At 71.3% G+C, this 25,752-nt stretch carries 25 protein-coding genes and 1 pseudogene; 11 read left to right on the forward strand and 15 right to left on the reverse strand.

Annotation, left to right across the window (positions count from 1 at the left end; genetic code table 11):
• Window positions 1–167: 167 nt before the first annotated feature.
• From ADY59_RS06880 to ADY59_RS06890, 3 genes are all read left to right on the forward strand, one after another.
• Complete coding sequence (locus tag ADY59_RS06880; RefSeq protein WP_049559104.1) at window positions 168–458, forward strand: MTH1187 family thiamine-binding protein; 291 nt, start codon at window positions 168–170, stop codon at window positions 456–458.
• 102 nt (window positions 459–560) lie between these two features.
• Entirely contained in the window at window positions 561–2,156 is a 1,596-nt protein-coding gene (locus ADY59_RS06885; RefSeq protein ID WP_053174507.1) for an FAD-dependent monooxygenase, read from the forward strand.
• Window positions 2,157–2,192: 36 nt separating this feature from the next.
• On the forward strand, window positions 2,193–3,173 hold the full coding sequence (locus ADY59_RS06890) for a winged helix-turn-helix transcriptional regulator (protein WP_049559105.1): 981 nt from the start codon (window positions 2,193–2,195) through the stop codon (window positions 3,171–3,173).
• Window positions 3,174–3,179: 6 nt separating this feature from the next.
• Here the strand turns inward: ADY59_RS06890 and ADY59_RS06895 are convergent, their stop codons facing one another.
• Window positions 3,180–3,563 (reverse strand): winged helix-turn-helix transcriptional regulator, encoded by a 384-nt coding sequence (locus ADY59_RS06895; RefSeq protein WP_049559107.1) that lies wholly within the window; start codon window positions 3,561–3,563, stop codon window positions 3,180–3,182.
• 68 nt (window positions 3,564–3,631) lie between these two features.
• Between ADY59_RS06895 and ADY59_RS06900 the strand changes: the two genes are divergently transcribed.
• Both ADY59_RS06900 and ADY59_RS06905 read left to right on the forward strand, forming a co-directional pair.
• Window positions 3,632–4,333, forward strand: coding sequence for an SDR family NAD(P)-dependent oxidoreductase (locus ADY59_RS06900; protein ID WP_197093480.1), 702 nt, complete (start codon window positions 3,632–3,634; stop codon window positions 4,331–4,333).
• Between the two features lie 47 nt (window positions 4,334–4,380).
• On the forward strand, window positions 4,381–4,827 hold the full coding sequence (locus ADY59_RS06905) for a DUF1801 domain-containing protein (protein ID WP_049559111.1): 447 nt from the start codon (window positions 4,381–4,383) through the stop codon (window positions 4,825–4,827).
• Between the two features lie 98 nt (window positions 4,828–4,925).
• Here the strand turns inward: ADY59_RS06905 and ADY59_RS06910 are convergent, their stop codons facing one another.
• Complete coding sequence (locus ADY59_RS06910) at window positions 4,926–5,525, reverse strand: dihydrofolate reductase family protein (RefSeq protein WP_049559114.1); 600 nt, start codon at window positions 5,523–5,525, stop codon at window positions 4,926–4,928.
• Window positions 5,522–6,388 carry a metalloregulator ArsR/SmtB family transcription factor gene (locus ADY59_RS06915; RefSeq protein WP_049559116.1) on the reverse strand — a complete coding sequence of 289 codons (867 nt, stop codon included), beginning with the start codon at window positions 6,386–6,388 and terminating at the stop codon, window positions 5,522–5,524. Before ADY59_RS06915 ends, ADY59_RS06910 begins: the two co-directional genes overlap by 4 nt.
• Window positions 6,389–6,523: 135 nt before the next feature.
• Here ADY59_RS06915 and ADY59_RS06920 point away from each other — a divergent pair, with 135 nt between their 5' ends.
• Complete coding sequence (locus ADY59_RS06920) at window positions 6,524–6,955, forward strand: pyridoxamine 5'-phosphate oxidase family protein (RefSeq protein WP_049559119.1); 432 nt, start codon at window positions 6,524–6,526, stop codon at window positions 6,953–6,955.
• A 127-nt stretch (window positions 6,956–7,082) separates the two neighbouring features.
• On the opposite strand, the gene ADY59_RS06925 is transcribed toward ADY59_RS06920, so the two are convergent.
• From ADY59_RS06925 to glgX, 5 genes are all read right to left on the reverse strand, one after another.
• The gene (locus ADY59_RS06925; RefSeq protein ID WP_049559121.1) at window positions 7,083–8,021 is read right to left on the reverse strand and encodes a hypothetical protein; all 939 of its coding nucleotides are present in this window, start codon (window positions 8,019–8,021) and stop codon (window positions 7,083–7,085) included.
• 58 nt (window positions 8,022–8,079) lie between these two features.
• On the reverse strand, window positions 8,080–9,078 hold the full coding sequence (locus tag ADY59_RS06930; protein ID WP_049559123.1) for a hypothetical protein: 999 nt from the start codon (window positions 9,076–9,078) through the stop codon (window positions 8,080–8,082).
• Window positions 9,079–9,178: 100 nt separating this feature from the next.
• Window positions 9,179–10,891: a malto-oligosyltrehalose trehalohydrolase gene (gene treZ, locus ADY59_RS06935; protein WP_049559126.1), complete on the reverse strand. Its 1,713-nt coding sequence runs from the start codon at window positions 10,889–10,891 to the stop codon at window positions 9,179–9,181.
• The gene (treY, locus tag ADY59_RS06940; protein WP_049559128.1) at window positions 10,881–13,010 is read right to left on the reverse strand and encodes a malto-oligosyltrehalose synthase; all 2,130 of its coding nucleotides are present in this window, start codon (window positions 13,008–13,010) and stop codon (window positions 10,881–10,883) included. Before treY ends, treZ begins: the two co-directional genes overlap by 11 nt.
• Complete coding sequence (glgX, locus tag ADY59_RS06945; RefSeq protein ID WP_049559131.1) at window positions 13,003–15,096, reverse strand: glycogen debranching protein GlgX; 2,094 nt, start codon at window positions 15,094–15,096, stop codon at window positions 13,003–13,005. The genes treY and glgX overlap by 8 nt, the downstream gene beginning before the upstream one ends.
• 242 nt (window positions 15,097–15,338) lie before the next feature.
• Between glgX and mscL the strand changes: the two genes are divergently transcribed.
• Together mscL and ADY59_RS06955 are read left to right on the forward strand one after the other, a co-directional pair.
• Window positions 15,339–15,773 carry a large conductance mechanosensitive channel protein MscL gene (gene mscL, locus ADY59_RS06950; protein ID WP_049559134.1) on the forward strand — a complete coding sequence of 145 codons (435 nt, stop codon included), beginning with the start codon at window positions 15,339–15,341 and terminating at the stop codon, window positions 15,771–15,773.
• Between the two features lie 125 nt (window positions 15,774–15,898).
• Complete coding sequence (locus ADY59_RS06955; protein ID WP_231618582.1) at window positions 15,899–16,474, forward strand: hypothetical protein; 576 nt, start codon at window positions 15,899–15,901, stop codon at window positions 16,472–16,474.
• Here ADY59_RS06955 and ADY59_RS06960 read toward each other — a convergent pair.
• Together ADY59_RS06960 and ADY59_RS06965 are read right to left on the reverse strand one after the other, a co-directional pair.
• Window positions 16,471–17,019, reverse strand: a complete 549-nt coding sequence (locus ADY59_RS06960; RefSeq protein WP_082309915.1) for a phosphatase PAP2 family protein — start codon at window positions 17,017–17,019, stop codon at window positions 16,471–16,473. The two genes, ADY59_RS06955 and ADY59_RS06960, sit on opposite strands and share 4 nt — an antisense overlap.
• An 80-nt stretch (window positions 17,020–17,099) precedes the next feature.
• The gene (locus ADY59_RS06965; RefSeq protein WP_049559139.1) at window positions 17,100–17,402 is read right to left on the reverse strand and encodes a hypothetical protein; all 303 of its coding nucleotides are present in this window, start codon (window positions 17,400–17,402) and stop codon (window positions 17,100–17,102) included.
• A 77-nt stretch (window positions 17,403–17,479) separates the two neighbouring features.
• Between ADY59_RS06965 and ADY59_RS06970 the strand changes: the two genes are divergently transcribed.
• On the forward strand, window positions 17,480–18,274 hold the full coding sequence (locus ADY59_RS06970; RefSeq protein ID WP_063780586.1) for a universal stress protein: 795 nt from the start codon (window positions 17,480–17,482) through the stop codon (window positions 18,272–18,274).
• Here the strand turns inward: ADY59_RS06970 and ADY59_RS06975 are convergent.
• Together ADY59_RS06975 and ADY59_RS06980 are read right to left on the reverse strand one after the other, a co-directional pair.
• Window positions 18,271–19,398: a glycosyltransferase gene (locus ADY59_RS06975; protein ID WP_049559141.1), complete on the reverse strand. Its 1,128-nt coding sequence runs from the start codon at window positions 19,396–19,398 to the stop codon at window positions 18,271–18,273. The two genes, ADY59_RS06970 and ADY59_RS06975, sit on opposite strands and share 4 nt — an antisense overlap.
• Window positions 19,395–20,369 (reverse strand): glucosyl-3-phosphoglycerate synthase, encoded by a 975-nt coding sequence (locus tag ADY59_RS06980; protein ID WP_049559143.1) that lies wholly within the window; start codon window positions 20,367–20,369, stop codon window positions 19,395–19,397. The genes ADY59_RS06975 and ADY59_RS06980 overlap by 4 nt, the downstream gene beginning before the upstream one ends.
• A 105-nt stretch (window positions 20,370–20,474) precedes the next feature.
• Between ADY59_RS06980 and ADY59_RS06985 the strand changes: the two genes are divergently transcribed.
• Both ADY59_RS06985 and ADY59_RS48465 read left to right on the forward strand, forming a co-directional pair.
• A complete protein-coding gene (locus tag ADY59_RS06985; protein ID WP_049559145.1) occupies window positions 20,475–21,425 on the forward strand; it encodes a Gfo/Idh/MocA family protein in 951 nt (316 codons plus the stop codon).
• Window positions 21,418–22,536, forward strand: a complete 1,119-nt coding sequence (locus ADY59_RS48465) for a zinc-binding dehydrogenase (protein WP_049559148.1) — start codon at window positions 21,418–21,420, stop codon at window positions 22,534–22,536. Before ADY59_RS06985 ends, ADY59_RS48465 begins: the two co-directional genes overlap by 8 nt.
• A 9-nt stretch (window positions 22,537–22,545) precedes the next feature.
• Here the strand turns inward: ADY59_RS48465 and ADY59_RS53910 are convergent.
• The 3 genes and pseudogenes from ADY59_RS53910 to ADY59_RS07005 all read right to left on the reverse strand — a co-directional run.
• A pseudogene (locus ADY59_RS53910) lies at window positions 22,546–23,790 on the reverse strand (MGH1-like glycoside hydrolase domain-containing protein); the annotation flags it as partial.
• Window positions 23,721–24,506: a sugar phosphate isomerase/epimerase family protein gene (locus ADY59_RS07000; RefSeq protein WP_049559151.1), complete on the reverse strand. Its 786-nt coding sequence runs from the start codon at window positions 24,504–24,506 to the stop codon at window positions 23,721–23,723. The gene ADY59_RS07000 and the pseudogene ADY59_RS53910, both read right to left, overlap by 70 nt.
• The gene (locus ADY59_RS07005) at window positions 24,503–25,537 is read right to left on the reverse strand and encodes a zinc-dependent alcohol dehydrogenase (RefSeq protein WP_049559155.1); all 1,035 of its coding nucleotides are present in this window, start codon (window positions 25,535–25,537) and stop codon (window positions 24,503–24,505) included. Before ADY59_RS07005 ends, ADY59_RS07000 begins: the two co-directional genes overlap by 4 nt.
• Window positions 25,538–25,752: the final 215 nt, after the last annotated feature.

Consider the following 25,752-nt stretch of genomic DNA (forward strand, 5'->3'; position numbering starts at 1 on the left):
CCGGCCGGCCCCAGGGCCCGGCCGGTGAACCGCCGGCGGGCACTCACTAGGATCGAAGATCTTCAGGGGCCGGTGAGCGCCGTCGTCTTCGCCACTCCGGCAGCGGAGCTCCCGGCCGAGTTCGTCGGCGCGGCAGGCCCGCGCCGGGAGCCCGAGGAGGGCACACCGTGATCGTGGCATTCTCCATCACCCCGCTGGGCGTCGGCGAAGGCGTCGCCGAGCCCGTCGCCCGGGCCGTCCAGGTGGTCCGCGACAGCGGCCTGCCGAACCGGACGGACGCGATGTTCACCACCGTCGAGGGCGAGTGGGACGAGGTGATGGGCGTGATCAAGCAGGCGGTCGACGCGGTCGCCGAGGTCGCCCCGCGTGTCAGCCTGGTCCTCAAGGCCGATCTCCGCGCCGGGGTCACCGACGGCATGACCAGCAAACTGGAGTCGCTCGAACGCCACCTTTCCTGACACCGCCCCCTCCCCAAACGCGATATGTCTTGACCTGTCGGCAGTCGCGACATATCGTGTCGCTCGCACACGACACGATATTACGCGTTTCGGAGGTGGGCCATGGAGCACCGGCGAGTCCCCGTTCTCGTCGTCGGCGGCGGCTACGCGGGGCTGAGCACCGCGATGATGCTGGCCTGGCGGGAGGTCCCCGTCATGCTCGTCGAACGGCACCCGGGCACGTCCATCCAGCCCAAGGCGTTCGGGGTCGGCCCGAGGGCCGTGGAGCTGATGCGCCCGGTCCCCGGCGTCGAACAGGCGCTGGCCGACGTGTGGGCCGGCATCGGCGACAACATGCGCATCGCCGTCGGCACCAGCCTGAGCGACCCGGACCCGCAGATGATCATCGCTGACGAGAAGGAGGAGTTCGCCTTCCTCGCCGACGCGACGCCCGCCGCCCAGGTCGGCGCCCCGCAGGCCGAGGTGGAGCGGGTGCTGCGCGCCAAGGCCGAGGAACTCGGCGCCGACCTGCGCTTCTCCACCGAGCTCGTCTCGATCGAGCAGGACGACGACGGCGTGCTCGCCGTGCTCCGCTCCGGCGGCGCGGAGAGCGTCGTGCGGGCCGACTACGTCGTGGCCGCCGACGGCTACCGCAGCCCGCTGCGTCACAGCCTCGGCATCCCCACCGGCGGCAAGGGCGAACTGGGACAGATGTGCTCGATCATGTTCGACGCCGACCTGACGGGACTCGTACGCGACCGCGAGGTCACCCTCTGGTACCTGCGGAACGACATGTTCACCGGCGTGATCGTGACCGGCACCGGCGTCGGCGCGCACGTGCTGGGGGTCAACCACGGCCCCGGCCAGAGCGCCGCCGACTTCACCCCGGAGCGCTGCGCCGAGCTGGTGCGGGTGGCGGTCGGCGTGCCCGGCCTGGACGTGGCCGTCCTCGACACCACCACGTTCCCGATGGCCCACGTGCTGGCCGAGCGTTACCGTGACGGCCGGGTGTTCCTGGCCGGCGACGCCGCCCACACCATGCCGCCGACCGGCGGCCAGGGCGGCAGCACCGCACTCCAGGACGGCTGCGACCTCGCCTGGCGCCTGTGGCTGGTGATCACCGGCCAGGCCGGACCGGGCTTCCTCGACACCTACGACGCCGAACGCCGCCCCATCGGCGCGCTCACCGCCGACGCCCAGCTGGCCAACCTGGGCGTACGGATGCCGCCGGCGGCCCGCATCGGCTACCCGGAGCCGCTCGACGACCCCATGAGCGCGATCCTCGGCTACCGCTACCACTCGACGGCCGTCATCCCCGAGCCCGGCGACGACGGCTCCCTGCTGGAGGACCCGCGCCACCCCACGGGCCGCCCCGGCAGCCGCGCCCCGCACCTGCTGCTCGACTGGGACGGGCAGCCGATCTCCACCATCGACCTGTACGGGTCGGGCTTCGTCCTGCTGGCCCACCAGCGCGGCGGCCGTCCCTGGGCGGAGGCGGGCCGGCTCGTGGCGGAGCGCCTCGGCGTACGGCTCGCCCGGATCCTGGTGGACGAGGAGCTCATGGACGTCGAGGGATGCTGGCAGGAGCGGTACGGCGTGAGCAGGGGCGGCGCCGTGCTGGTCAGGCCGGACGGCTACGTCGCCTGGCGCTCGGCGGGCCCCGCCGGCGACCCGGCGGCCGCCCTCGAACAGGTCCTGAGGAGGATACTGAGCCGGTAAGTTCCTATCGAAAACTGACAAGGTTAGACTCGGCGCATGCCCAGGAATCTCCGCTCCCAGGACGCCGGATGCTCCATCGCCCAGGCGGCCGCCGTCATCGGCGACTGGTGGAGCCTGCTCATCGTGCGGGAGGTCGCCCGTGGTCACCGCCGCTTCGAGGACCTGACCGGCGAGCTCGCCATCTCCCGCGAGGTGCTCACCGAACGCCTCGACCACCTGGTCGACCACCGTGTCCTGGCCCGCACCCCGTACCCGGAACCGGCACGGCACGAGTACGTCCTGACGGACGCCGGCTGGGCGCTGGCGCCCACGCTCATCGCCATGCAGGACTGGGCGGACCACTGGCTCCTGGGCGACGGCGCACTCACCGGGATGCCGGCAGCGGACAGCACAGAGGCGGCCCGCGTCCACGACCTGCTGGGCACCCGCGTGCCCGGCCCGCTCCCCCTGCCGGGCACCGGCCTCTCCCCGGGCACGGCCGCGTCCGGGACGGGTGGCGGCTCGGCGGACGTCGTGGCGGAGACCGGCGCCACGGTGCTGTTCACCTACCCGACGACGGGGACGATGTCGCCGGCGGTGTCGCCAACCGTGTCGCCAACCGTGTCGCCAACCGTGTCGCCAACCGTGTCGCCAACCGTGTCGCCGGCGGTGTCGCCTGCCTGGCGGAGCGTTCCCGGGGCGATGGGGTGCACGCTGGAGAACCGCCTCTTCCGGGATCGGCTGGCCGAGTTCACCGCCGCGGGCGTCGCCGTGCACGGCGTGAGCACCCAACCGGCCGACGAGCAGCGCGCCTTCGCCGAGACCGAGGGGATCCCGTTCCCGTTGCTCTCGGACGTGGACCTGCGCCTGGCGGCCGCCCTGCGGCTGCCCACCTTCCGCGCCGGCGGGACGACGCGCCTCAAGCGCCTCATCCTGGTCGTGGACCGGCTGCGGGTGGTCCGGCATGTCGTCTTCCCCGTGCAGGACATCCCCGCGGCCGTCGCCGAGGCCCTCGAAGCGGCCCGCGCCCTCACCTGACCGGGTTCACGCCGGATGGGCGGCGTCGTAGCGGCGCCGGTTGCCATCGATCTCGTGCCGGTGCGCCGCGGCCCATTCGCCGAGGCGGACGACGGAGTCCAGCAGGGTCGCGCCGAGTTCGGTGAGTGCGTAATCGACGTGCGGGGGGACGCTGGGGTGGACGGTGCGCGTCACCAGGCCGTCACGTTCGAGCTGCCGCAGGGTCCGGGTGAGCATGCGCTGGGAGATGCCGGTGACGGCGCGATGCAGCTCACCGAAGCGCAGCGTGCGGTCACTCAAATGGCCGATGACCAGAATGCTCCACTTGTCGCCGATCAGCGCGAGAATCTGGAGGATCTGCCGGCAGGCCTCCGCGTCGTCATCGGTTACCTCCGTGTGCGTCACTGACATGAATGTGCCTTCTTGATCGACTTAGCAGGAACAAGTCATGCTGCTACGTACAAAGAGTAAGTACGCTTGTGATCGTCGGTGCGGGGCCGGGGCTGGGGATGGGGGTCGCCCGCGCGTTCGGCCGCCACGGCTTCCGCGTCGGGCTGATCGCCCGCACCAGGGAGAAGCTGGACGCCCTGGTCGGCGAACTGGCCGGGCTCGGTGTCGACGCCGCCGCGTTCCCCGCCGACATCCGCGACCGTGACGCGCTCACCGGCGCCCTGGCAGCGGCGAGGCGCACCCTGGGGCCGGTCGACGTCCTCGAATACAGCCCCAGTCCCACTGGGCCGATCACCGGCGCCGCCCGGACGACGGTCGAATCCGCCACCGCGCAGTTCGAGCTGAACGTGCTGGGCGCGATCAGCGCGGTCGGCCAGGTGCTCCCGGACATGCGCGCCCGGGGTGGCGGCACGGTCCTGCTGACCACCGGCGTCTCCTCGACGATCCCCGCGCCGTTCCTGGCCAACGTCGGAGCCGCCATGGCCGGCCTGCGCAACTGGGCGCACGCCCTGCACGCCGAGCTCGCACCGGAAGGCATCCATGTGGGTACGGTGACGATCGCCTCCGGTATCGTCCCCGGCGGCGGTGAGGCCGATCCCGACGCCATCGGCGCTCGCTATTACCGCATGCACCAGCGGCGGGATCCGGTCGAGGAGGTCGTCGGCGACTTGGACGCGTTCCGTGCCCTCGTCGCCCAGCGGGCCGGCCGGCCTGGCGCTCCAGTGGGCTAGCCGGCCGGGCCCGGCCGTTTGTCGTACCGGCGTGGGAGCATGCCTTCATGGCGACCTCGAAGCAGGCTGTGACCGTCCCCACCGGCGCGAGCGTGGACGACTTCCTGGCCGCGGTCCCCGGCGAGCGGCGGCGGGCCGACGCGGAGCGCCTCCGCACGATCCTGTCCGAGGTGACCGGCGAGCCCGCCGTGATGTGGGGGCCGAGCATCGTCGGCTTCGGCAGCTACCACTACACCTACGCGAGCGGGCGCACGGGTGACTGGCCCCTGGCGGGCTTCTCGCCGCGTAAGCAGTATCTGGTGGTCTACCTGGTGGGCGGCTTCGAGGAGCGGCACGCGTCCGTGCTCGCCCGGCTCGGACCGCACACGACCGGCAAGGGCTGCCTCTACCTGAAACGCCTCGACGACGTCGACGAGACCGCCCTGCGCGAACTCGTCGACCGTACGGCCCGCGTCCACAAGGGCATCACCCGAGCCACCGACCGGGGACGCTAGCCGAACGGGTCCCCACTTCCACCTGGGACCTTCTCCACGCCCACGCCCACGCCCACCCCGAGCGGGAGGGGCCCTGAGCGGGTGCTCTGGGTGGGTGGTTAGCGGGCGCGGTCGTAGGTCAGGGCGAGTTCGCCGAGGGCGCCGGCCTCCTGGTGGGTGAGCGTCCACTTCGAAGCGGGCAGGCCGTCGTCGAACAACCGCTGCCCGCCGCCGGCGATCTCCGGGAAGATCATGAGATACAGCCGGTCGAGCAGGTCCGCCGCGAGGAGCGGCTTGATGACGCTCGCACTGCTGTTGACGAGGATGTCGCCCTCACCCCCGGCCTTGAGCTCGGCGACGACGTCCGCGGCGGGGGCGTTCACCACGCGGGTGCGCGCCCACGGCGCTTCGGTCAAGGTCCTGGACAGGACCACCTTCTCCGCGTTCAGCAGCCACTTCGCGTATCCGCGATCACGCGGATCGGCGTTGTCGTCCTCGGCGACCGGCGACCAGTAGCCCATGAACCCTTCGGCGTTGGCCCGGCCGAGCAGCGCCGTCGTCGCGCTCTCCCACATGCGGGTCATGTGGTTCCGCGCGACCTCACTGGTCACATACGGGGCAAACGCCGAGAAGTCGCCAGGCCCACCGGGCCCGTTGTAACGCCCGTCGAGGGTGAGGCTCAGGTTCGCGGTCACCATGCGGCCGGTGGAGCTGGTCATTTCGTACTCCTTGCATCGGTGTTGCGGTGGGGGTCGGTGATCGGGGCGGCGAGGGTTGCCACGAGCTTGTCGAGGCTCTGGCCGAAGCCGATCTCGATGCCCGCGATGAAGTCGGCGGAGTCGACCGTGCTGTCGGTGATCCGGAACTGGACGTCGAGGTCCGTGCCGGTGCCGGTGCCAGTGGGCCGGAGGTCGAGGTCGAGGTGGGCGGTGAAGGCGGGGCCGCCGCCGCCGGGAAGCAATGGCGTGAGCCGGTAGGCGAGGCGCTCACCGGGGCGTACGTCGTCGACGACTCCCTCCGCGCGCCCGGCGACCGGGTCGGAGCCGTCGGCGTCCTCGGCGTCGCGGTACTCGTGGATGATCCGGCCGCCCGGACGCGCCTCGAACACGAGCTCGGAGACGCGCAGGTCGTCGGGCGTCCACCAGTGGGCGAGCAGGGACGCCTCGGTCAGGTGTTGCCAGACCACCTCCGGGCGCTCCGCCAGCGACCGCAGGAACCGGAAGGAGCGGCCGTCGGCCCACCCCGGCTCCTTCGCGGCGAGCCGTTCCGCGTTCACGCTGAGCCCGTAGCGGTCATAGGTCTCGCGTGCGCCACCGGCCCGGTCCGCGGCGTCGGCGAGCCCGCTGAGCGCAGCCGCCAGGTCCCGCAGCGGGCCGGGCCGGAGGGCGTAGACGCGGCGCTGCCCGGTGCGCTGGGACGTGACGACGCCGGCGCGCTCAAGGGTCTGCAGGTGCTTGGTCGTCTGCGGCTGCCGTGCCTCGGCGAGCCGCGCGAGGACCCCGACCGGCCGGGGCCGCTCGGCCAGCAGGCTCACGAGCCGCCAGCGCGCGGGGTCCGCCAGTGCGACGAGGAGTGCGTCCATGGAGGCAACTATTCACCATGGAGAATATTCGTGTCAAGGAATAAGTCCTGGCGACCCTCGGGCAATATTGTCTGCAACGAAACTATCTGCTACGGTTCTGCTTACTGAGTCGTACGACATCTGGTGGGAGAGAACATGGACGAGAACCAGTCGGGCCCGGCCCCTCGGTCGCTGAACGAGGATGAACTGCTGAAGTTGCTCGGCGGACAGCAGTTCGGTGTGCTGGCGACCGTCAAGCGCAGCGGCCATCCCGCCATGTCCAACGTGCTGTACCGGTGGGATCCGGCCGAGCGGATCATCAGGGTTTCCACGACGGCCGACCGGCTCAAGGCGCGCCAGGTGGGCAACAATCCGCGCGTCGCCCTGCACGTGCACGGCCCCGACGTCTGGTCGTTCGCCGTCGCCGAAGGCGACGCCGAGGTATCCGACGCTGCCGAAGAGCTCCTGGCCTTCGCGGGCGATCAGCCGGATGCCGCCGCCTTCCTGGAGCAGCAGGCCCGGGAACGGCGCGTGATCATCAAGATCAAGGTGTCCCGCCTGTACGGCACGGCCTTGGACCTCCCGTGATGACGGTGGTGACTGCAGCAAGCCCGGCTGGGCGGTTCACCTCGTCTGTGACGAGCTGTCCGCCCGGGAGGCGGCCGGGGGTGGCTGATCACCTCCGGGCGGGTCGTGGCGGGGTCGCTGGCCGGGGCTAGGGCGTCAGGAGGTGCTCGCGCTCGTGGTGGAGTCGGGTGCGGCGGTGGGCGAGGTCGTCCTTGCGCTGGGAGAGGGTGTGCAGGGAGGTGTCGATCCACTGGGACATGGCGGTGACGGCGTCGCGGGTGCGGTTGATGCGCTGGTGTTTGAGGGCGTCGGTGATGATGTTGTCGAAGAAGGTGTCGGCGAACCAGCGGGTGTCCACCGTGGGGAGTCGCGGGGTGGCCGTCCAGCCGACGTCGGCCAGTTCGCGGGCGTAGACGTCGAGCGCGCGCTGGGCGTGCCAGGCGACCTGGTCGGCCGCTTTGAGGTGGTGGCGTTCGACCGCGTCGGCGTGGGCGCCGCCGCCGAGCAGGTCCCAGGTCGAGGCTTGGCGGGCCCGGTCCAGGAGGGTCAGCATCTCGGTGACCGCCCGGCCGGCCGTGGCGCCCGCCCGCACGGCTTCTTCGTGCTCGCGGAGGCCGGCCTCGGTGTCGGCCAGCTCGGTGGTCAGTTCGGTGAGGCGTTGTGCCCGGGGGTCGGCCAGGCGGACGAGGAGGCGCTCCTTCTCGGCCAGCACGTGGTCGTGGGTTTCGCCGGCGCCAGCCAGCTGTGACAGCTCCCGGTCGGTGTGTTGAAGGTCGGCGGTGAGGTCGGCGAGGCGGCGGCGTTGGCCGTCGAGGCGTTCGGCGGCGGCTTCGGCTTCGGCTCGCTCGCGGGTGAGGCGCTCCTGTCTGCCGCCGGTGAGACCCGCCAGGAAGCCCGTGAAGCCGCCTTCCAGCCGGGTCACGTCGCGCCGCTCCTCGGCGAGTTCGGCTTCGAGCCGGGCGACGGCCTCGGCGACCTCCCTGAGCTGGGTGGCGACGGTCGAGCGGCGGGCGGCGAGGTGGTCGAACCTGCGAACGGCTTCGCGCGACTCCCGCAGGCGGCGGTCAAGGTCTTCGAAGGGGTCCATGTCAGGGTGGACGAACGGGCTTCGAGGTGAAGTTCCGGAGGGTGGTGGCGTGGGCATGTCAGGCCGCCAGAGCCGGGGTGGGACAGGCCGGGCGGGGTGCGCAGAGCCAGTCGTTGACGGAGCCGGTGAAGCCGGAGGGCGGGCCGACGCGCAGGCAGCTGACCCGGCCGCCGCCGGTCGCGGGGGCGATCTTGAGGCGTCTGATGCTGCCCGTGCGGCCCGGCTCGGCGGGGCCGGTCTCGCAGGGGGTGAGGCGGACGCTCAGCGGCGCCTCCGGGGACGGGGGCTCGATGCGCAGGTGGTCGTCGATGAGGCGGAGGCGGGTGTCCGGCCGGGTGGCGAGGAAGGCGAGCTGGTCGGCGACGAGGCGGTGCGCGACCGTACGCAGGAGGCCGGTGGCGCACAGCCGGTGGGCGCAGGCGGCGCCGTCCAGGGTGATCTCCGGCAGGGCGAAGCGGCTCAGCCCCCGCGAGGTGACGCTCAGGGCGTGGCAGGCGCCGGTGTCGGCAGGGTCCCACGGTGGGCAGGTGGCGTCGTCGTGGACGCGGACGTCCCAGCCGAGCCACCCGTCGCCGAGGCGGAAGGCGCCGGGCTCCCCCGAAGGCCGGCCTGCGGGCTGCCCCACGGGTTGACCCACGGGTCGACCTACAGGCTGCCCCACAAGGTCGCCCGGCAGGGCGGCGGCCCGGAGGGTGGCGGCGGTGAGGGGGTCGGCGAGGAGGCCGCCGCACTCGTGGGCCAGGGTGCGGGCGACGGCGCGGGCGAGCTGGGCGCCGGCCGGGAGCGCGACGGGCGGGACGGTGGCGGAGATGACGACGTGCTCCCCGCAGCGGCGCAGGAGACGTCGTTCGGCGTCGGTGAGGGTGACGCCGGCCGGTCTCCAGGGGGATGGATGGTGGGTGAGGAGCAGGGACGGACTGCCCGCCCCGGCGATGGCCGCCCGCCGGTAGGGGGCGCCGACGCGCCACGGCAGCGCCGGCAGGTCGAACGGCAGCCGCTCGGCCGTGACGACGAACAGTGAGGTCAGCAGGGCGGGCAGGGCGAGGGCGATCTGCATGGGAGCCTCCGGGGACGTGGCGAGGCAGCCAGGATCGGCCAGAGGGCCCCGGGCCCGCGGAGGAGAACGGCGTTCTGTGGACGACGAGGGTCGGCGCCCGTCAAGCCTGTGGACGGTGGATCACCATCGACTGCCCCGGAAGGCGTACGCCCTCGTCACCTGGCGCGATCGGCTCGTCCGAGGCCAGCAGGACCGTGCCGAGGCTGCCCGGCAGCGTGCGGGTCTCTGTGCTCAGGTTGACGCTCACCGACAGCGTGCCGCGCCGCATCACCAGCCAGTGACCCGCCGGGTCCGCCTCGACCCGCACCCGGTCCAGGCGCGGGTCCGACAGCTCCGGCAGGGCCTTGCGCAGCGCGATGAGGTCGCGGTACCAGCACAGCAGCGACCAGTGCCCTTCGTCCTTGAGCTCGTCCCAGTCGATTTTGCAGCGCAGGAACGTCTCCTCGTCCGACGGGTCGGGCGCCTCCCACGCGTAGCCGAACCCCTCGAACTCCTTCTGCCTGCGCCCGCCCTCGCTCTCCCGCAACTGTGGTTCGACGTGGTCGGAGAAGAACAGGAACGGCGTCCCGGCCCCCCACTCCTCCCCCATGAACAGCATCGGCGTGAACGGCGAGGTGAGCAGCAGCCCGGCGCCGAGCTTGAGCGCGGGCATCGGCAGCCGGTCACCGGCGGGGCGGTTGCCGATCTGGTCGTGGTTCTGCAGGCAGGCGACCAGCCGGTGGCCGGGCACCCCGGCGAAGGAGGCGCCGTGGGCGCGTTCGCGGAAGCTGGAGTAGCCGCCGTCGTGCAGGACGCCCGAGGTCAGCACCTTGACCAGGGCCGGCAGGCCGGTGAAGTCGCCGTAGTAGCCGTGGCTCTCGCCGCTGACCGCCGTGTGCAGGGCGTGGTGCACGTCGTCGTCCCACTGGGCGGTCATGCCCATCCCGCCGGCGTCGCGGGACCGTACCGTGCGCGGGTCGTTGAGGTCGGACTCGGCGATGAGCGACAGCGGCCGGCCGAGCGAGCAGGCCAGCACGTCGACCTCGTCGGCCAGTTCGGCGAGCAGGTGCGTGGCGCGCCGGTCGTGCAGCGCGTGCACGGCGTCCAGCCGGAGCCCGTCGACGTGGTAGTCGCGCAGCCACTGCAGCGCGTTGTCGATGAAGTAGCGCCGCACCACGTCGGAACCGGGCCCGTCGAGGTTGACCGCTTCGCCCCAGTAGCTACCGGCGAAGCCGGAGAAGTACGGTCCGAACGGGTGCAGGAAGTTGCCCGAGGGCCCCAGGTGGTTGTAGACGACGTCGAGGATGACGCCGAGCCCGGCCCGGTGGCAGGCGTCGACGAAGGTCTTGAGGCCGTCGGGGCCGCCGTAGGTCTCGTTGACGGCGTAGAGGTCGACGCCGTCGTAGCCCCAGTTGCGGGTGCCGGGCACCGGCGCGACCGGCATGATCTCCACCAGGTCGACGCAGAGCTCCACCAGGTGCTGAAGCTTGTCCGCGGCCGCCTCGAACGTCCCCTCGGGGGTGAACGTGCCGATGTGCAGCTCGTAGATGACGCTGCCGCGCAGGTCGCGGCCCTTCCAGTCGTGGTCGGCCCAGGTGAAGCGGGCGTGGTCGTAGACGGCGCTGGGCCCGAAGACGCCTTCGGGCTGGCGGCGTGAGCGCGGGTCGGGGTACGGCCCGTCGCCGTCGAGCACGAACCCGTAGCGGCTGCCGTGCCCCGCCCCGGCCACCTCGGCCGACCACCAGCCGCCGGCGGCGGGGTTGAGGGGATGCCGTCCGCCGTCCACGTCCACGTCGACGGCCGTTGCTCTGGGTGCCCACACCTCAAAGATCATGTCTCTCCAGGAGTGCGACGGGATACGTACCGAGCAGGTGGGCCAGCGGGATGCGGCCGGTGTGCAGGCCGCCGGCGAGCAGGTCGCGCCAGTGCCCGGCCGGCAGCGCCAGCGTGGTGGCCCCCCACCCGCGCCTGGCCAGGCGCACCGGCAGCCGGGTGGCCACGGCGACGGCGTGCGGCCGGGCGCCGCGGGCGAAGGCGATCACGTGCTCGGCCGCGTCGCCTTCGGCGTGCAGGGGCGTGTACGGCGCGGCGGGTTCGAGCCGGCGGCGCAACCGCAGCGCCTGGGAGGTGACGAGGAGCTTGGCCGAGTCCCACTCGGTGGCGGGCTCGCGCGGGAAGCTGACGGGCCGCCGGTTGTCCGGGTCGACCAGGGAGAAGTCGGTCGTCTCGTTGCCCTGGTAGACGTCCGGGACGCCGGGCATCATGAGCTGCACGAGTTTGGCCCCGAGCGAGTTGGACATCGCGTGAGCGTCGATCCGCTCGGTGAACCGGCCCACGTCCAGCCGCACGGCGGCCTCGGCGAAGGCGCGCAGCCGCTGCTCGTAGCCGGGGTCGGGGCGCATCCACGAGATCGCGGTCTTGGCCTCGCGTGCGGCCTTGAGCAGGTAGCCGGTGAACCGCTCGGCGGAGATGGGCCAGGCGGCCATGAGGTTCTGCCAGGCCAGGTAGTCGAGGTGCCGGTCGAAGCTGACCTCCGCCGACCAGCGCGACACCGCCTCGGCCCACTCCTCGGGCATCTCCGACAGCACCGCCAGCCTGGCCCGTACGTCCTCGGAGCGTTTGGTGTCGTGGGTGGACAGCGTGGTCATCGAGTGCGGCGGCATGCCGGCGCAGAACTCGTGGAACTCCTCCGCCGACAGCCCGAACAGGTCGGGCTCGCCCCCGACCTCGTTCAGGCACGACAGCGGGAACCACCGGTAGAGCGCGGTGTCCTCGACCCCCTTGGCCATCACCGGCCCGCACGCCTGCTGGAAGCGAATGATCGCCTCGGGCGAGCCGTACAGGGCCTGCTGGACGAGCGGCCGCACGGCGGGCGAGCAGGTCGCGGCGGCCTGTTCGACGATCTCCACGGACTCGCGCGGCGGCGGCTCGCCGGGCACCACGTAGGCGCGATAGACGGGCATGGCGGCCAGCAGTTCCGCGGCGGCCGCAGGGGTGCAGGAGACCGCGCGGGCCAGCCGCCGCACCTCCGGGCCGAAGAACAGGTCGATGACCTCGTGCTTGGCCCGCGTCATGACCGCCCGGTAGTCCTCGGGCTCGCCGGTCAGCCGGGTGAACAGCTCGACCAGCGGCGCCTTGCCCTCGGGGTCGACGAACAGGCCGTTGACGCGGTTGAGCGCCTCGTAGCCGGTGGTGCCGTCGCACGCCCAGTCGCGGGGCAGCCGTTCGGCGCCGATGAGGATCTTCTCCACCACCGTCCATACGCCGCCGGACCTGGCCCGCAGCGCCTCCAGGTAGCCGCGCGGATCGGCCAGGCCGTCGGGGTGGTCGATCCGCAGCCCGTCGACCAGCCCCTCGTCGAGCAGCCAGAAGATCACCTCGTGCGTGCCGAAGAGCACTTCCGGGTCCTCGGCCCGCAGCCCGATCAGCGTCGAGACGTCGAAGAAGCGCCGGTAGCCGGGGCCCTCACGCCAGTCGACCAGCCGGTAGTGGCCCGGGTGGGGGAACTCGTGCTCGTGGTAGCGCAGCACGTCGCCGTCCACGACCGGCTCGGTGTCGTCGCCCAGGACCGGCAGCGCCACCTTCCCGCCGTCCCACTCGATGTCGAACCAGCGGGCGTACGGCGAGGCCGGCCCGTCGCGCAGCACGGCCCGGAACAGCTCGTTCTCGGTGTTCATGTGGTTGGGCACCAGGTCGAGGACGATGCCCAGGTCGTACGCGGCCAGCCGCTGGGCCATCTCCCTGAAGCCCTTGGTGCCGCCGAACTCCTCCCGGATGCGGGAGTGGTCGGTGACGTCGTAGCCGTGCCGGGAGCCGGGGACCGCCTGGAGGACCGGCGACAGGTAGACGTGGCTGACGCCGAGGTCGCGCAGGTAGCCGGCGATCTCCGCGACCTGCGCGAAGCCGAAGTCGGGCGTCAGCTGCAGCCGGTAGGTCGAGACCGGCCTAGACACGGCGCAACACCCGCACGCTGCGTCCCGGCACGGCCACTCCCTCGCCCGCCCGGCTCATCCGGACGTCCAGCCTGATCGGCATGGCGGTGTCGATCTCGGTCTGCCACATCTCTCCGTAGTCCTTGGGGATCGTGAACCTGATCGTGTCGTGGTGCGCGTTGAACAGCAGCAGGAACGAGTCGTCCCTGATGGGCCGGCCCCGCCGGTCGGGCTCGGTGATGGCCTCGCCGTTGAGGAAGACGGCCAGCGACTTGGCGTAGCCGACATTCCAGTCGCTGTCGGCCATCTCCTCCCCGGAGGGGGTGAGCCAGGCGATGTCGCTCAGACCGCGCACCGGCTTGCCGTAGAAGAACCTCCTGCGCCGGAAGACCGGATGCTTCTTGCGCAGCGCCGCCAGGCTCTGCGTGAACTCCAGCAGCAGCCAGTTCTCCCTGACGTCCGACCAGTCGACCCAGGTGATCTCGTTGTCCTGGCAGTAGCCGTTGTTGTTGCCCTGCTGGGTGCGGCCCAGTTCGTCGCCGTGGGAGAGCATCGGCACGCCCTGGGACAGGAACAGCGTGGTCAGGAAGTTGCGTTTCTGCTGCTCGCGCAGCGACTCGACGGCCCAGCCCGCCGGGCCTTCCTCGCCGCAGTTCCAGGACCGGTTGTCGTCGGTGCCGTCGCGGTTGCTCTCCTTGTTGGCCTCGTTGTGCTTGCCGTTGTACGAGACGAGGTCCTGGAGGGTGAAGCCGTCGTGGCAGGTGACGAAGTTGATCGAGGCGGCCGGGCGGCGGGTGTCGGCCTGGTAGAGGTCGCTCGACCCGGTGAAGCGGTAGCCGAACTCCGGCATCGTGGCCGGCTGCCCGCGCCACAGGTCGCGGATCGTGTCGCGGTAGCGGCCGTTCCACTCGGTCCAGCGCGACGGGAAGTTGCCCACCTGATAGCCGCCCGGCCCCACGTCCCACGGCTCGGCGATGAGCTTGACCTGCGACAGCACCGGGTCCTGCTGGACCAGGTCGAAGAACGCGCTCAGCCGGTCGACCTCGTGCAGCTCACGGGCCAGCGTCGAGGCCAGGTCGAAGCGGAACCCGTCGACGTGCATCTCGATCACCCAGTAGCGCAGCGAATCCATGATCATCTGCAGCACGTGCGGCGAGCGCATCAGCAGGCTGTTGCCGGTGCCGGTGGTGTCCATGTAGTAGCGCTTGTCCGTCGGCACCAGCCGGTAGTAGTCGGGGTTGTCGATCCCCTTGAAGCTGAGCGTCGGCCCCAGGTGGTTGCCCTCGGCCGTGTGGTTGTAGACGACGTCCAGGATGACCTCGATGCCCGCCTCGTGCAGCGCCCGCACCATGGCCTTGAACTCCAGCACCTGGCCGCCCCGCTGTCCCTGGCTGGAGTAGCGGTTGTGCGGGGCGAAGAAGCCGATCGAGTTGTAGCCCCAGTAGTTGGCCAGCCCGCGCTGCTCCAGGATGTGGTCGGTGACGAACTGGTGCACCGGCATCAGTTCCAGCGCCGTCACGCCGAGCTTGGTCAGGTGGTCGAGGATCTCCGGATGCCCGAGCGCCGCGTAGGTGCCGCGCAGGTGCTTGGGGATCTTGGGATGGCCGATCGTCAGCCCCCGCACGTGCGCCTCGTAGATCACCGTGTCGTGGTACGGCGTGGCGGGCGGCCGGTCGTGGCCCCAGCCGAAGAACGGGTTGATCACCACCGACCGCGGCACGTAGCGGGCGGAGTCCTTGTCGTTGCGCGTGTCGGGCGAGCCGAAGCGGTAGCCGTAGACCGCCTCGTTCCACGTCACCCCGCCCTCGATCGCCATCGCGTAGGGGTCGAGCAGCAGCTTGGCCGGGTTGCAGCGCAGCCCGCGCGCCGGCTCGTAGGGCCCGTGCACCCGGTAGCCGTAGCGCTGCCCCGGGCCGATGCCCGGCAGGTAGCCGTGCCAGATGAACCCGTCGACCTCGCTCAGCTTGACGCGCGACTCCTTGTTGTCGTCGTCGAACAGGCACAGCTCCACGGCCTTCGCGACCTCGGTGTAGAGCGAGAAGTTGGTGCCCGCGCCGTCGTAGGTCGCCCCGAGCGGGTAAGGATCTCCCGGCCAGACTTCGATCATCGAGGCTCCCTCACGGTCTCTCCCATGTTCCGTTCCCCCGCTCCCCCGGACAAGCCGTCGGGCACCACCTTCCTTCCCCGGCCCTCCGGGCGATCACCTCAGACCGGAGAAAAGGGTGAGCCGCCTCCCGCGGCGCGGCACGGGAGGCGGCTCACCCTTCCAGAATGCCGGAAAAGGCCCTTTTGCCCACATGGAAAATCGTGCGGGTTTGACCGAGAGCTGCTCGGCAACGTAGCCCTCTCATGGGTGGTTTCAAGAAATTCCTGTTACGCGGAAACATCGTGGAGCTGGCCGTCGCCGTGATCGTCGGGGCCACGTTCAGCGGGCTCGTGCAGGCCCTGGTCAGGGATCTGGTGACGCCGCTGATCGGGGCCGTCACCGGCGGGCGGCAGCCCGACTTCGCCGAATACTCCTTCACCGTCAACGGGAGCGAGTTCAAGTACGGCGACTTCGTCAACCATCTGATCACGTTCCTGATCATCGCGGCGGTCGTGTACTGGCTGGTCGTGATGCCGATGACGCGGCTGATCAGCCTGTTCGACCGGAACGAGGCGGCGGCCACCAAGCAGTGCCCCGAGTGCGTGGGCGACATCCCGGCCGAGGCGCGGCGGTGCATGCACTGCACGGTGGAGCTGGTGCCGGCGTCGGAGAAGCCCGGTGGGGGGCAAATGACGTAATAGCGGGAAATACCTGTCGAAGACGGTCGGGACGCCACGCTGGTGATGGGCGGTCTGGGCGTGGGTTTCGTGTTCTTACGGCCACTACCGCACCAAGTGCGGCGACAGTTCGACAAGATGGACGGGTGAGCGTTGAGTTGATGGTCTGGGACGAGGCCACCCCAATCTCCAGAGACCGGGCACGGGCCGCGTACCTGGAGGTCAAGAAGACCGAGCCCGTCAGCGGGGAGCTGCCGGAGATCGCCAAGGAGCTGCCCGGGATCGTCACCGTCTACCGGGACCACGTGCTGGTGACGATGGACCTGGACACCATGGACGAGATGTCCGCGCAGGTGTTCACGGCCGCGCGGGCGCACGGGCTGGTGTGCTACGACCCGCAGCGCGACCTGGTGCACAACGTCGCGCCGCTGGGCGTCTACGAGGGCATGCAGCTCCACACCGGCGACGGGCTGATCGTGCACGATCCGGACCTGGGCCTGGTGCACGACGTGCTCGCGACGATGTCGCCGCAGAACCCGTTCACGGCCCTGGTCACCTTCGGCCGGCACTTCGTCCAGGTGTCGCCGGGCTTCGAGCTGGAGTACAAGGAGGGCACGCTGGTCCGCACCATGGTGGACGACCTGGAGGAGGTGCGGCGTGCCTTCCACGAGTACGCGACGGGCGAGCGGGGATTCCTGACCCGTCACGAGTGGTCGGCCTAGCGGGACGCCAGGCGCAGTCGGGCCAGCCGGACGGCCGGGGTGACGGCGCCCACCAGCAGCAGCGCGAACAGCGGCGCGAGCGCCAGGCCGAGCACGAACCCCACGGCCACGTCGTGCGGGTAGTGCACGCCGACGAACACCCGCGAGAACGACATGACGGCGGCCAGCGGGACGACCACCCAGGCGAGCGAGCGCCATGCCAGGATGAGCGCCCCCGCCGCGCCGGCCGCGATGACCGAGTGGTTGCTCGGGAACGACCAGTCGTCCACCGGCGGGCACGCGGCGATCGTCGCGATCCCGCCCCGGCACGGCCGGTCCTCGCGCACGACGGTCTTGACGACCTCGCTCACCACGTACGCGCAGACCACGCCGGCCGGTCCGGCGATGGAGATGGCCAGGTCGCGGGCCGGGGCATGCCGGGAACGCCACCAGCAGAGCATGAACAGCCCGGCGAAGACGAACAGTCCGGCGTCCGTGCCGACCTCGGCGAGCACGTGCAGCCAGGCGGGCGTGGAGAGAGCGAAGTCGACGATGTCGCGGTACAACTCATGTCCAATCCATAAACAGGGTATGGACACGACATTATGGAACGGATCTTGGGCTTCGCTTCAGCCGAATGGACGATCTAGGCGAGGAACCTGCGATCCAGGTCGAGATACTGCTGCTTGAGCTCGCCCTCGGTGATGAGCCCGCGGTCGAAGGCCTCGGTCGTGGCGTCGCGCTCGGCGACGTAACACGCGGCCATGATCTCGCTGCGCAGGGGCGTGAAGCCGCGTGTCACGCAGTCGGCGAACACGCTGACCTTGCGCTCCACGGAGTCCGGGGCGACGCTGCAGGCCAGATCCTGCGCCTTGAGCTGGGCGACGGCGTCACGAAGGGTGACGGGGCCGAGGGAACCGGTGAATCTGGTGTCGAGAGTGATCTTCACTTCCTTACGCCTCCGTATGTTTGGAACGTCCGGAAAAGGCGGCGTATTCCCTGGTGGGAGCGGGTAAGGAGGCATGCGTGATCGGAGAGCACGTGATCGTCGGCTATACCGACGACGCCGGTGGACGTGACGCTCTCGCCTACGGCGCCGCGATCACGCGGATCACCGGCGGTGAGCTCACGGTGGCGGCGATCTACCCTCCGGGCAGCCCCGGGCTGGCGGTCGAGTCGCAGGCCGCCCTCGCGCACGCGGCCGGGCTCCTGGAGGACACCCCGGCCGGGTTCATGGCGTTCGAGAGCCGGGGCGCGGGACGCGGGCTGGCGGTGCTGGCCAGCCGGATCAGGGCCGACCTGGTCGTCGTCGGATCGGCCGACGGCGGGCAGCACGGGCTGATCTCCCTCGGCAGCACCGCCTCCCACCTGTTGCACCTGTCACCGGAGGCGGTGATGGCGGTGCCCGCCGGCTACGAGCCGCCCGAGCGGCCCTCCCGGCTCACTCTGGCGTACGTGCACCGGCCGCAGTGCGACGCGGCGGTCGGCAGGGTGGCGGAGGCCGCGCTGCGGCTCGGCGTGCCGCTCCGGCTGATCACCTTCGACCTGCGCACGGACGATCCCGAGCGCATCAGGGACGACCTGGCCCTGGCCGTCCGCCTGGCCTGGGAGAGCACCGGCATCGAGGCCGAGGCGGAGGTCGCCGAGGGGCATGACGTGGCCGCCGCGGTGGGCGCGGCCGGGTGGCTGCCGGGCGAGCTGCTGGTCTGCGCGGCCAGCGAGGACGCCCAGCCGCACCGGGTGTTCATCGGCGAGCTGTCGATGAAGCTGCTGCGCGCCTCGGCCTGGCCGGTCATCGTGCTGCCGCGCGGCTTCTCCTAAGACTTCTCCCGGCCGCGCCGGGCCCGCTCGTACAGCTCCAGGTAGCGCTCGGCCATGACGGCCGGGGAGAAGCGGCGGCGGGCCTCGCGGCGGCACTCCTCCGGGTCCAGCTCGTCCACCCGCAGCACCCACTCGGCCAGCTCCTCCTCGGTGTCGGCGAGGAAGCCGGTGCGGCCGTGCTCGATGATCTCCGGCAGGCAGCCGCGCCGCAGCCCGACCGGCGGGACGCCGAGCGCCAGCGCCTCGACGATCGCGGTGCCGCCCGGCTCGTCCCACTGGATGGGGAACAGCGAGGCGCGGGCCGAGGCGTAGAGCCCGTCCCGCTCCGCGCCGCCGACCGAGCCGATCCAGCGGATGAGGTCGCCGTCCAGATAGGGGGTGACGCGTTCGAGGTGGTAGCGGACGTCGGGGTGGCCGTGCAGCGGGTGGCCCGGGTCCTGGGCGACCGCGTCCAGCTCGGCGGGCGAGTTCAGCCCGCTCACCGGGCCGGCCAGCACCAGTGGCAGCCCGAGCTTCTGGCACACCCGGGCCGCGATGTGCTGGCCCTTCAGCCCGCAGACCCGGCCCATGACCACCAGGTGCTCGCCCCGTTCCGCCCGGATGTCCTCGTCGGCGAGCGGGGTGGCCAGGTGGACGGCGCCGAGCGCGGCCTCGCGCAGCGCCTGGGGCGCGCGGGCGAGCTGCGAGTGCGAGACGCCGTTGACCGCGATCGACGGCGGGAAGGCCGAGTAGAACTCGGGGTGCTTGCGCAGGTCCCAGTGGAGCGTGTGCAGCACGGGCGGGCCGCCCAGCGCGGACAGGACGGCGGGCCCGACCACCTCCAGGTGGTCGTGGACCAGGTCGATGTCGTCGCGCCGGCGCAGCTCGCCGGCCAGCCGCGTCTGGTGGGCGTGCGCGAGGCCCATGACCTGGTTGTACGGCTTCTGCAGGTGGGCGAACTGGCCTTCGGGGAAGACGGTGATGTGCTCGTCGGCCTCCAGCGTGCTCGTGCCCACCGTCGCGAGCACGACCCGCACACCGCGCTCGCGCAGCGCGGGGACGAGCGTGGCGACGACGTTCTCGATCCCGCCGTAGCCGGGGGGCGGCACCGCGAGCCACGGCCCCGCGTTCACCAGGACGTTCATGCCACATCCTCCTCCAGTACGAGCGAGGCCAGTGGAGGCCGCTCGGCCACGGCCACATCCACCACGTCGGCCCGCCCTTCGAGTCCGAACTGCAGCAGCGTGTGCGAGGGAGGTTCGGAGGTGAGCACCCGGCCCTGCCGCTCCAGCCGGGACCAGGCCGTGGCCATGATCTGTCCCGCCATGCGGCCCAGCGCGGTGACCGACTGGTGGCTGTGGGTGCGGCAGCCGAGGTCGACCTGGGCCATGGCGTCCAGCCCGGCCGTCTGGAGCAGGTCGACCAGCAGGCCGAACTCGACCCCGTACTCGGTGACGAAGGGCACCTGCTCCAGGATCCGGCGGCGGGCCGCGTACTCGCCGCCGAGCGGCTGGCAGAAGCCGGCCAGCTCGGGCCAGAACATGTTGAGCAGGGGCCTGGCGACCAGTTCGGTGACGCGCCCGCCGCCGCCGCGCCGCGCGACGCCGTCCTCACCGGTGTAGGGCCGTTCGTAGGCGGCCTTGACGAACTGGGTCCTCCGGTCCACGAGCAGCGGCCCGACCAGGCCGGTGACGAAATGCGAACCGAAGTCGCGCAGGTCGGAGTCCACGAAGACGACGATGTCGCCGGTGGAGGCGGCCAGCCCCTTCCACAGCGCCTCGCCCTTGCCGGTCAGCGGGGGCAGGTGGGGCAGCACCGCGTCCTGGGCCACCACGCGGGCGCCGGCCGCGGCCGCCCGGACGGCGGTGGCGTCGGTGGAGTGGGAGTCGACGACGAGGATCTCGTCCACGAGCGGCGACCGCTCGACCAGGTCACGCCGGATCTCGGTGACGATGTCACCCACGGTGGATTCCTCGTCGCGCGCCGGGAGCACGACGCTCACCGTGGTCGTCCCCTTGGCGAGGAGTAGGGCGTCTACGGGCCAGTCGGCCGCGGTGCTCGAATGCGGTCCGTACCATTCCTCGACCCTTGCCAAGGCTCGCAGATCTGTCTCCATACAGTCAGCCCCGATCTTTGGAGTCACGGTCGGCGACAGCTGCCCGCTCTACGAGTCTTCGAACATGTCTGTTTGTTTTCTTCAATACGTGGGATATGCCGGGTTATGTTCCCCACGACCCGAGTCGGCATCGTCGGTGCCGGTAATGTTGCCGCTCGACATGCGGAAGTGCTGTCCGGATTCCCCGATGTGAAGATCGCCGGAATCGCCGACACCGATCCCGATCGAGCCGAAGCACTGGCATCGCAGCATGGCTCCCCCGCTTACGGCGGCCACGCCGACCTGCTGGAGGCCGGCGAACTCGACGCTGTCTATGTCTGTGTGCCTCCTTTCGCGCACGGTAACCCGGAGCACGACATCTTGTCGTGCGATATCCCCATTTTTGTGGAGAAGCCACTTTCGCTGGACCTTGCGACCGCAGAAAAGATCGCCGACGAGATCGACCGCCGTGGCCTGCCCTCGGCCGTCGGCCATCACTGGCGCTATCTGGACATCCTGGACCGCGCACGGCAGCTGCTCGGCGACCGCCCCGTCCGCCTCGCCCTGGGCCACTGGATGGACAAGGTGCCCCCGGTCGGCTGGTGGCTGAACTCCGCCATGTCCGGCGGCCAGACCGTCGAACAGGCCGTCCACGTCCTGGATCTGGCGAGGCTGCTGGTGGGCGAGGTGTCGATGGTGCACGCGGTGCCCGTCGACGGCGCGATGGACGGCGAGGTCGACCGGGCCACGGCGGCGGTGATGCGGTTCTCCGGCGGCGCGGCGGGTCTGCTGGCCACCACGTGCCTGCTGCGCGGCAAGCACCGGGTGGGCCTGGAGGTGTGCGCCGAGGGCATCACGCTGGAGCTGAGCGAGACCAGGCTGACCGTCGACGGCCAGGAACTGGTCCAGGACGGCGGCCGGGCCAAGGAGCTGGTGGACCGCGCGTTCATCGACGCCGTACAGGGTAAGGACGCCGACGTGCGGGCGCCGTACCGGGAGGCACTGAAGACCCACCGGCTGGCGCTCGCCCTGGCGCGGTCGGCGCGGGAACGGGAGCCGGTGATGATCGATGACTGACAACGGGAACGGCTGGGTGCTGAGCATCGAGGGCCCCGGCGAGGTGACGCTGGCCGAGGACAAGCTCGGCGAGGTGCCCGACGGCGGCTTCCGGGTGGAGACCACCCACAGCGGCGTCTCGGCCGGCACCGAGCTCACCTACGTCAAGGGCGACAACCCGTACCTGAGCTCCACCTGGGACCCGGCGCTCGGCCTGTTCCAGCAGGGCGCGCCCTCGGTGGCCTACCCGGTGCGCGGCATCGGCTACATGCAGGTCGGCATGGTGGTCGAGACCCGCACCCGGGCTGTCGAGGAGGGCGCGCTGGTCGCGATGGCGTACGGGCACCGCACCGGTTACGTCGCCGACCCGATGCAGGACCGGTTCGTCGAGCTGCCCGGCGACCTCGACCCGATGCTCGGCGTCTATGTCGCCCACATGGGTCCCATCTGCGCCAACGGCCTGCTGCACGCCGCCGCCGACCTCTACGGACAGAACGTCCACCAGCTCGGCGACGGCGTGCGCGGCCGGCGCGTCGTGGTGATGGGCGCCGGCGTGGTCGGCCTGCTGACGGCCTCGTTCGCGCTCGCGTACGGCGCGGCGGAGGTCGTCGTCGTGGACGAGACGCCGGCCCGGCTGGCGGTCGCCGAGGCGCTCGGCGCGGACGTGCTGGCCGTCGCCGACGACCCGGCTGTCGAGCTGAAGCGCCGCTGGCGGCACGGGCCGAACGACCGGGGCGCGGACGTGGTCTTCCAGTGCCGCGGCCAGGCCAGGGCGCTGGCCCTGGCGCTCAAGCTGCTGCGGCCCCAGGGCACCGCGATCGACCTGGCCTTCTACACGCACGGCGCGGACGAGGTGCGGCTCGGTGAGGAGTTCCACCACAACGGGCTGTCGCTGCGCTGCGCCCAGATCGGGCGGGTGCCGCGCGGGCTGGCGCACGCGTGGGACAGGGAGCGGCTGTCCCACGAGACCGTGGACCTGCTGAGGCGGCGCGGCGACCTGCTACGCCGGCACGTGATCACCGACGTCGTCGGCTTTGCCGAGGCCCCCCAGCTGCTGGCTGACCTCGCGGGCCGCCGGCGGCATGCCGTGCAGGCCGTGCTCTGCGACCACGTCGAGGACGAGGGCCGCTGACCAGCTGAAGTCGCGCGACCCGTGGCCTTCGAACGTGAACGGGTCGAAGTACTCGCGGAACCCGGACCGCGACGCGGCCGTGATCATGCCGTCGGCGAGCGCGGCGGCCAGGTCGGCGCGCCGGTCGCGCAGCCCCTGCCACACCAGCCAGGTGACGTTGAGCCAGCTCGGCCCGCGCCAGTAACGGGCGGCGTCGAACTCGGGCGCGGTCGGCGAGAAGCTGGGCAGCACGCCGTCCTTCAGCGCGAACCGGTCCAGCCCGGTGCCGATCAGCGCGTTGGCGATCTCGCGGGGCAGGCCGGGCAGCAGGAGCGGCGTCAGCCCGGCGGCGCTGGCGGAGCGGATCAGGCAGCCGGTACGCACGTCACGCGGCTGGAAGAGGCCGTCGTCGTAGAGGTGCTCGATCATGGCGGCGGTGATCGCGGCGGCCTCGGCGCGGTGCGGCTCCGGGTCGTGCCCGCACACGGCGGCGATCTCGGCCAGCGCCAGCTCGGCCACCCCGTAGGCGGCGTTGAACAGCGGGTCCTCGACGTGGAAGGCGCCCGGGGCGCGGTAGCCGGAGTCGCGGTAGGCGCGGGCGAGCGCGGTGTAGCGCTCGTAGTCGCGGTCGGTGGGCCGCTCGGCGGCGGCGACGTGGCCCAGGTCGCGGCGGACGAAGCCGGTGGCCCCGGTGGGCACGGCGCTGAGCGGCCGGTCCCAGGCCGGGCTGTTGTCCATGCCCGACTCCCAGGGGTGCACGATCGAGATCAGCCCTTCGGGCGAGCGCCGGGCGGTGCGCAGGAACTCCTGCTGCGCGACCAGCCGGGGGTAGATCCGGCGCAGGAAGGCCGGGTCGGGGTCGGCCTGATGCACCTTCCAGGCGGCCAGCGCGTGCACGGGCGGCTGCACGATGCCGGACGTGGCCGAGCCGGAGGGCGAACGCGCCTGCCAGAACTCCGGCCCGGGGAAGTAGGCGCCCTCGGGCACCTTGGGGTTGAACACGATGTGCGGCACCCTGCCGTCACGCCACTGCGCGCCGAACAGGGACAGCAGCTCCGACCGGGCCCGCCGGGGCGACCAGCGGGCGTTGCCGATGGCCACGAAGGCGGAGTCCCAGCTCCACTGGTGGGGGTAGAGCCGGCGGGAGGGGACCGTGTAGCTGCCGTCCCAGTTGTCGACCAGGACACGTACCGCGTCGCGGAGGATCATAGGAATTTCCTGATGAAGGCGGCCGTCTCGGGCAGGACGACCTCGGGTTCGCCGCGCAGGCGGCATTCGAGGGCGAGGTAGCCGTCGTAGCCGACGGCGTCGAGGGTGGCCAGCTGCGCGCCCCAGTCGAGGTGCCCGGTGCCCGGCTGGTTGCGGTTGGACTCGCTGATCTGCATGTGCGCCAGGTAGGGGGCGGCCTCGGCCAGCGAGCGGCAGGGGTCGTCCTCCTCGATGTTCATGTGGTACGTGTCGCCGACGATCCTGATCGAGTCCATGGCGCAGTAGGACACGGCCTCGGCCAGCGTGTTGACCATGTGGTTCTCGTACCGGTTGAGCGGCTCCAGCATGATCAGCACGCCGTTGCGCTGGGCGTGCTCGCCGAGCACGGCCAGGGCCTCGGTGAGCACCTCGCGGTCCTGGTCGGGGCTGCGCGGCGGCTCGAACGGCGGCAGCCTGCGCGAGAACTGCCCCCACGAGGCGGGGGTCATGACGCCGATGCCGCCCAGCTCGCCGATGACCGTGAGCTGCGACCGGAGCTGCTGGATCGCGTCCGTGCGCTTGGCCGGGTCGAAGTCGCCGATGAAGTGCGGCATGTCGACGCACACGGTCGGCATGACGACGCCGTCGGCCAGCGCCCGCTTGAGCTCGGTCAGGCGGCCGGCGAAGTGGAAGTCGCCCTTGCCGCGCAGCTCGATCGCGTCGAACCCGGCGTCGAGGGCGAAGGCGAACTTCTCCTGCAGGGACCGGCCCGGCAGGAGCTGCTCCTGGGCGGCGAGCTTCACTGTGACTCCTCGAAGGTGAAGACGAGCTGCAGCACCTCGGACTGGTGCTTGTCGATCAGGTCGAAGGCGCCGGCGGCGTCGTCGACCGGCACGACGTGGCTGATGAGGTCGTCGACCTCGACGTCGCCCCGGTGAACGGTCTCCATGAACGTGCGCTGCAGCCGCTCGACGTCCCACCGGTGCGCGAGCCACGAGGCCACGCCGCCGATCTGCGAGGAGACGAGCTGCACCTGGTTGTGGTGGAACTCCTCGCCGAGCCGCAGGCCGATGCCGTCGCCCTGGTAGAAGCCGGCGGCCACGACCCGGCCGCCCCTGCGGACGGTGCGGATGGCCTCGTGCAGGCCCTGGTGGCTGCCGCTCAGCTCGATCGCGGTGTCGGCGCCCTCGACGCGCTTGCGCATGAGCTCGGCGACGGAGCCGGCCTGCACGTCGACGGTCTCGGCCGCGCCGTAGCGCCTGGCGAGCTCCAGCCGGGCCGGGATGGCGTCGGCGGCGACCACGCGGGCGCCGCTCAGCACGGCCAGGCGGGTGGCGAGCAGGCCGATGACGCCCTGGCCGAAGATCGCCACCTGGTCGCCGAGGTGGATGTCGGCGGCGTGCACGGCGTTGAGCGCGATGGCGCCGACGCGGGCGAAGACGCCGCTCAGCGGAGCCGCGCCCGGCGGCATCACATGCCCGACCAGCTTGTGGGCGGGCAGCACGGCCTCGGCCCGATGACCCCAGATGCCCCACACGAGGCTGCCGACGGGCGGGTCGGCGACGTCGGGCGCCGCCTCCACCACTTCGCCGACCTCCTGGTAGCCCCAGCCGGTCAGCGGATAGGCGTGGGTCTGGCCATCGAGGAAGAGACGCTGCTCGGTGTCCCACTTGTGGTTGAGGTATGGATTGGTCCCGCGATAGGCGGTGAGCTCGGTGCCCGCGGAGACGCCCGAGTACATCGTACGAACCCGCACACTGCCCGGGACGAGCTCGGCGGGCTGCTCCAGGCTTACGGAAACGTGACCTGGCTCTTGGAAGGTGATGACGCGCATGCCCCACACTTACGCTTTTTGATCAAACAAAAGTAAGAGATTTAGTGCTTGTTTGCACACCATAGTTGCGCTTGGAACACTCGTAAGTCTACGACTTCCGCCGAGAGCTCCGTATTACCTTGGGGTTTCTGGTCGCCCGGCTTCAGGAAAGCGACCTTACCGGCATTACACACCCCCTGGTCCAGCAGGGATATCAGGCGTGATCCGGGGCGGAA

This window comes from Nonomuraea sp. SBT364 (assembly GCF_001083785.1).
Classification (GTDB): domain Bacteria; phylum Actinomycetota; class Actinomycetes; order Streptosporangiales; family Streptosporangiaceae; genus Nonomuraea.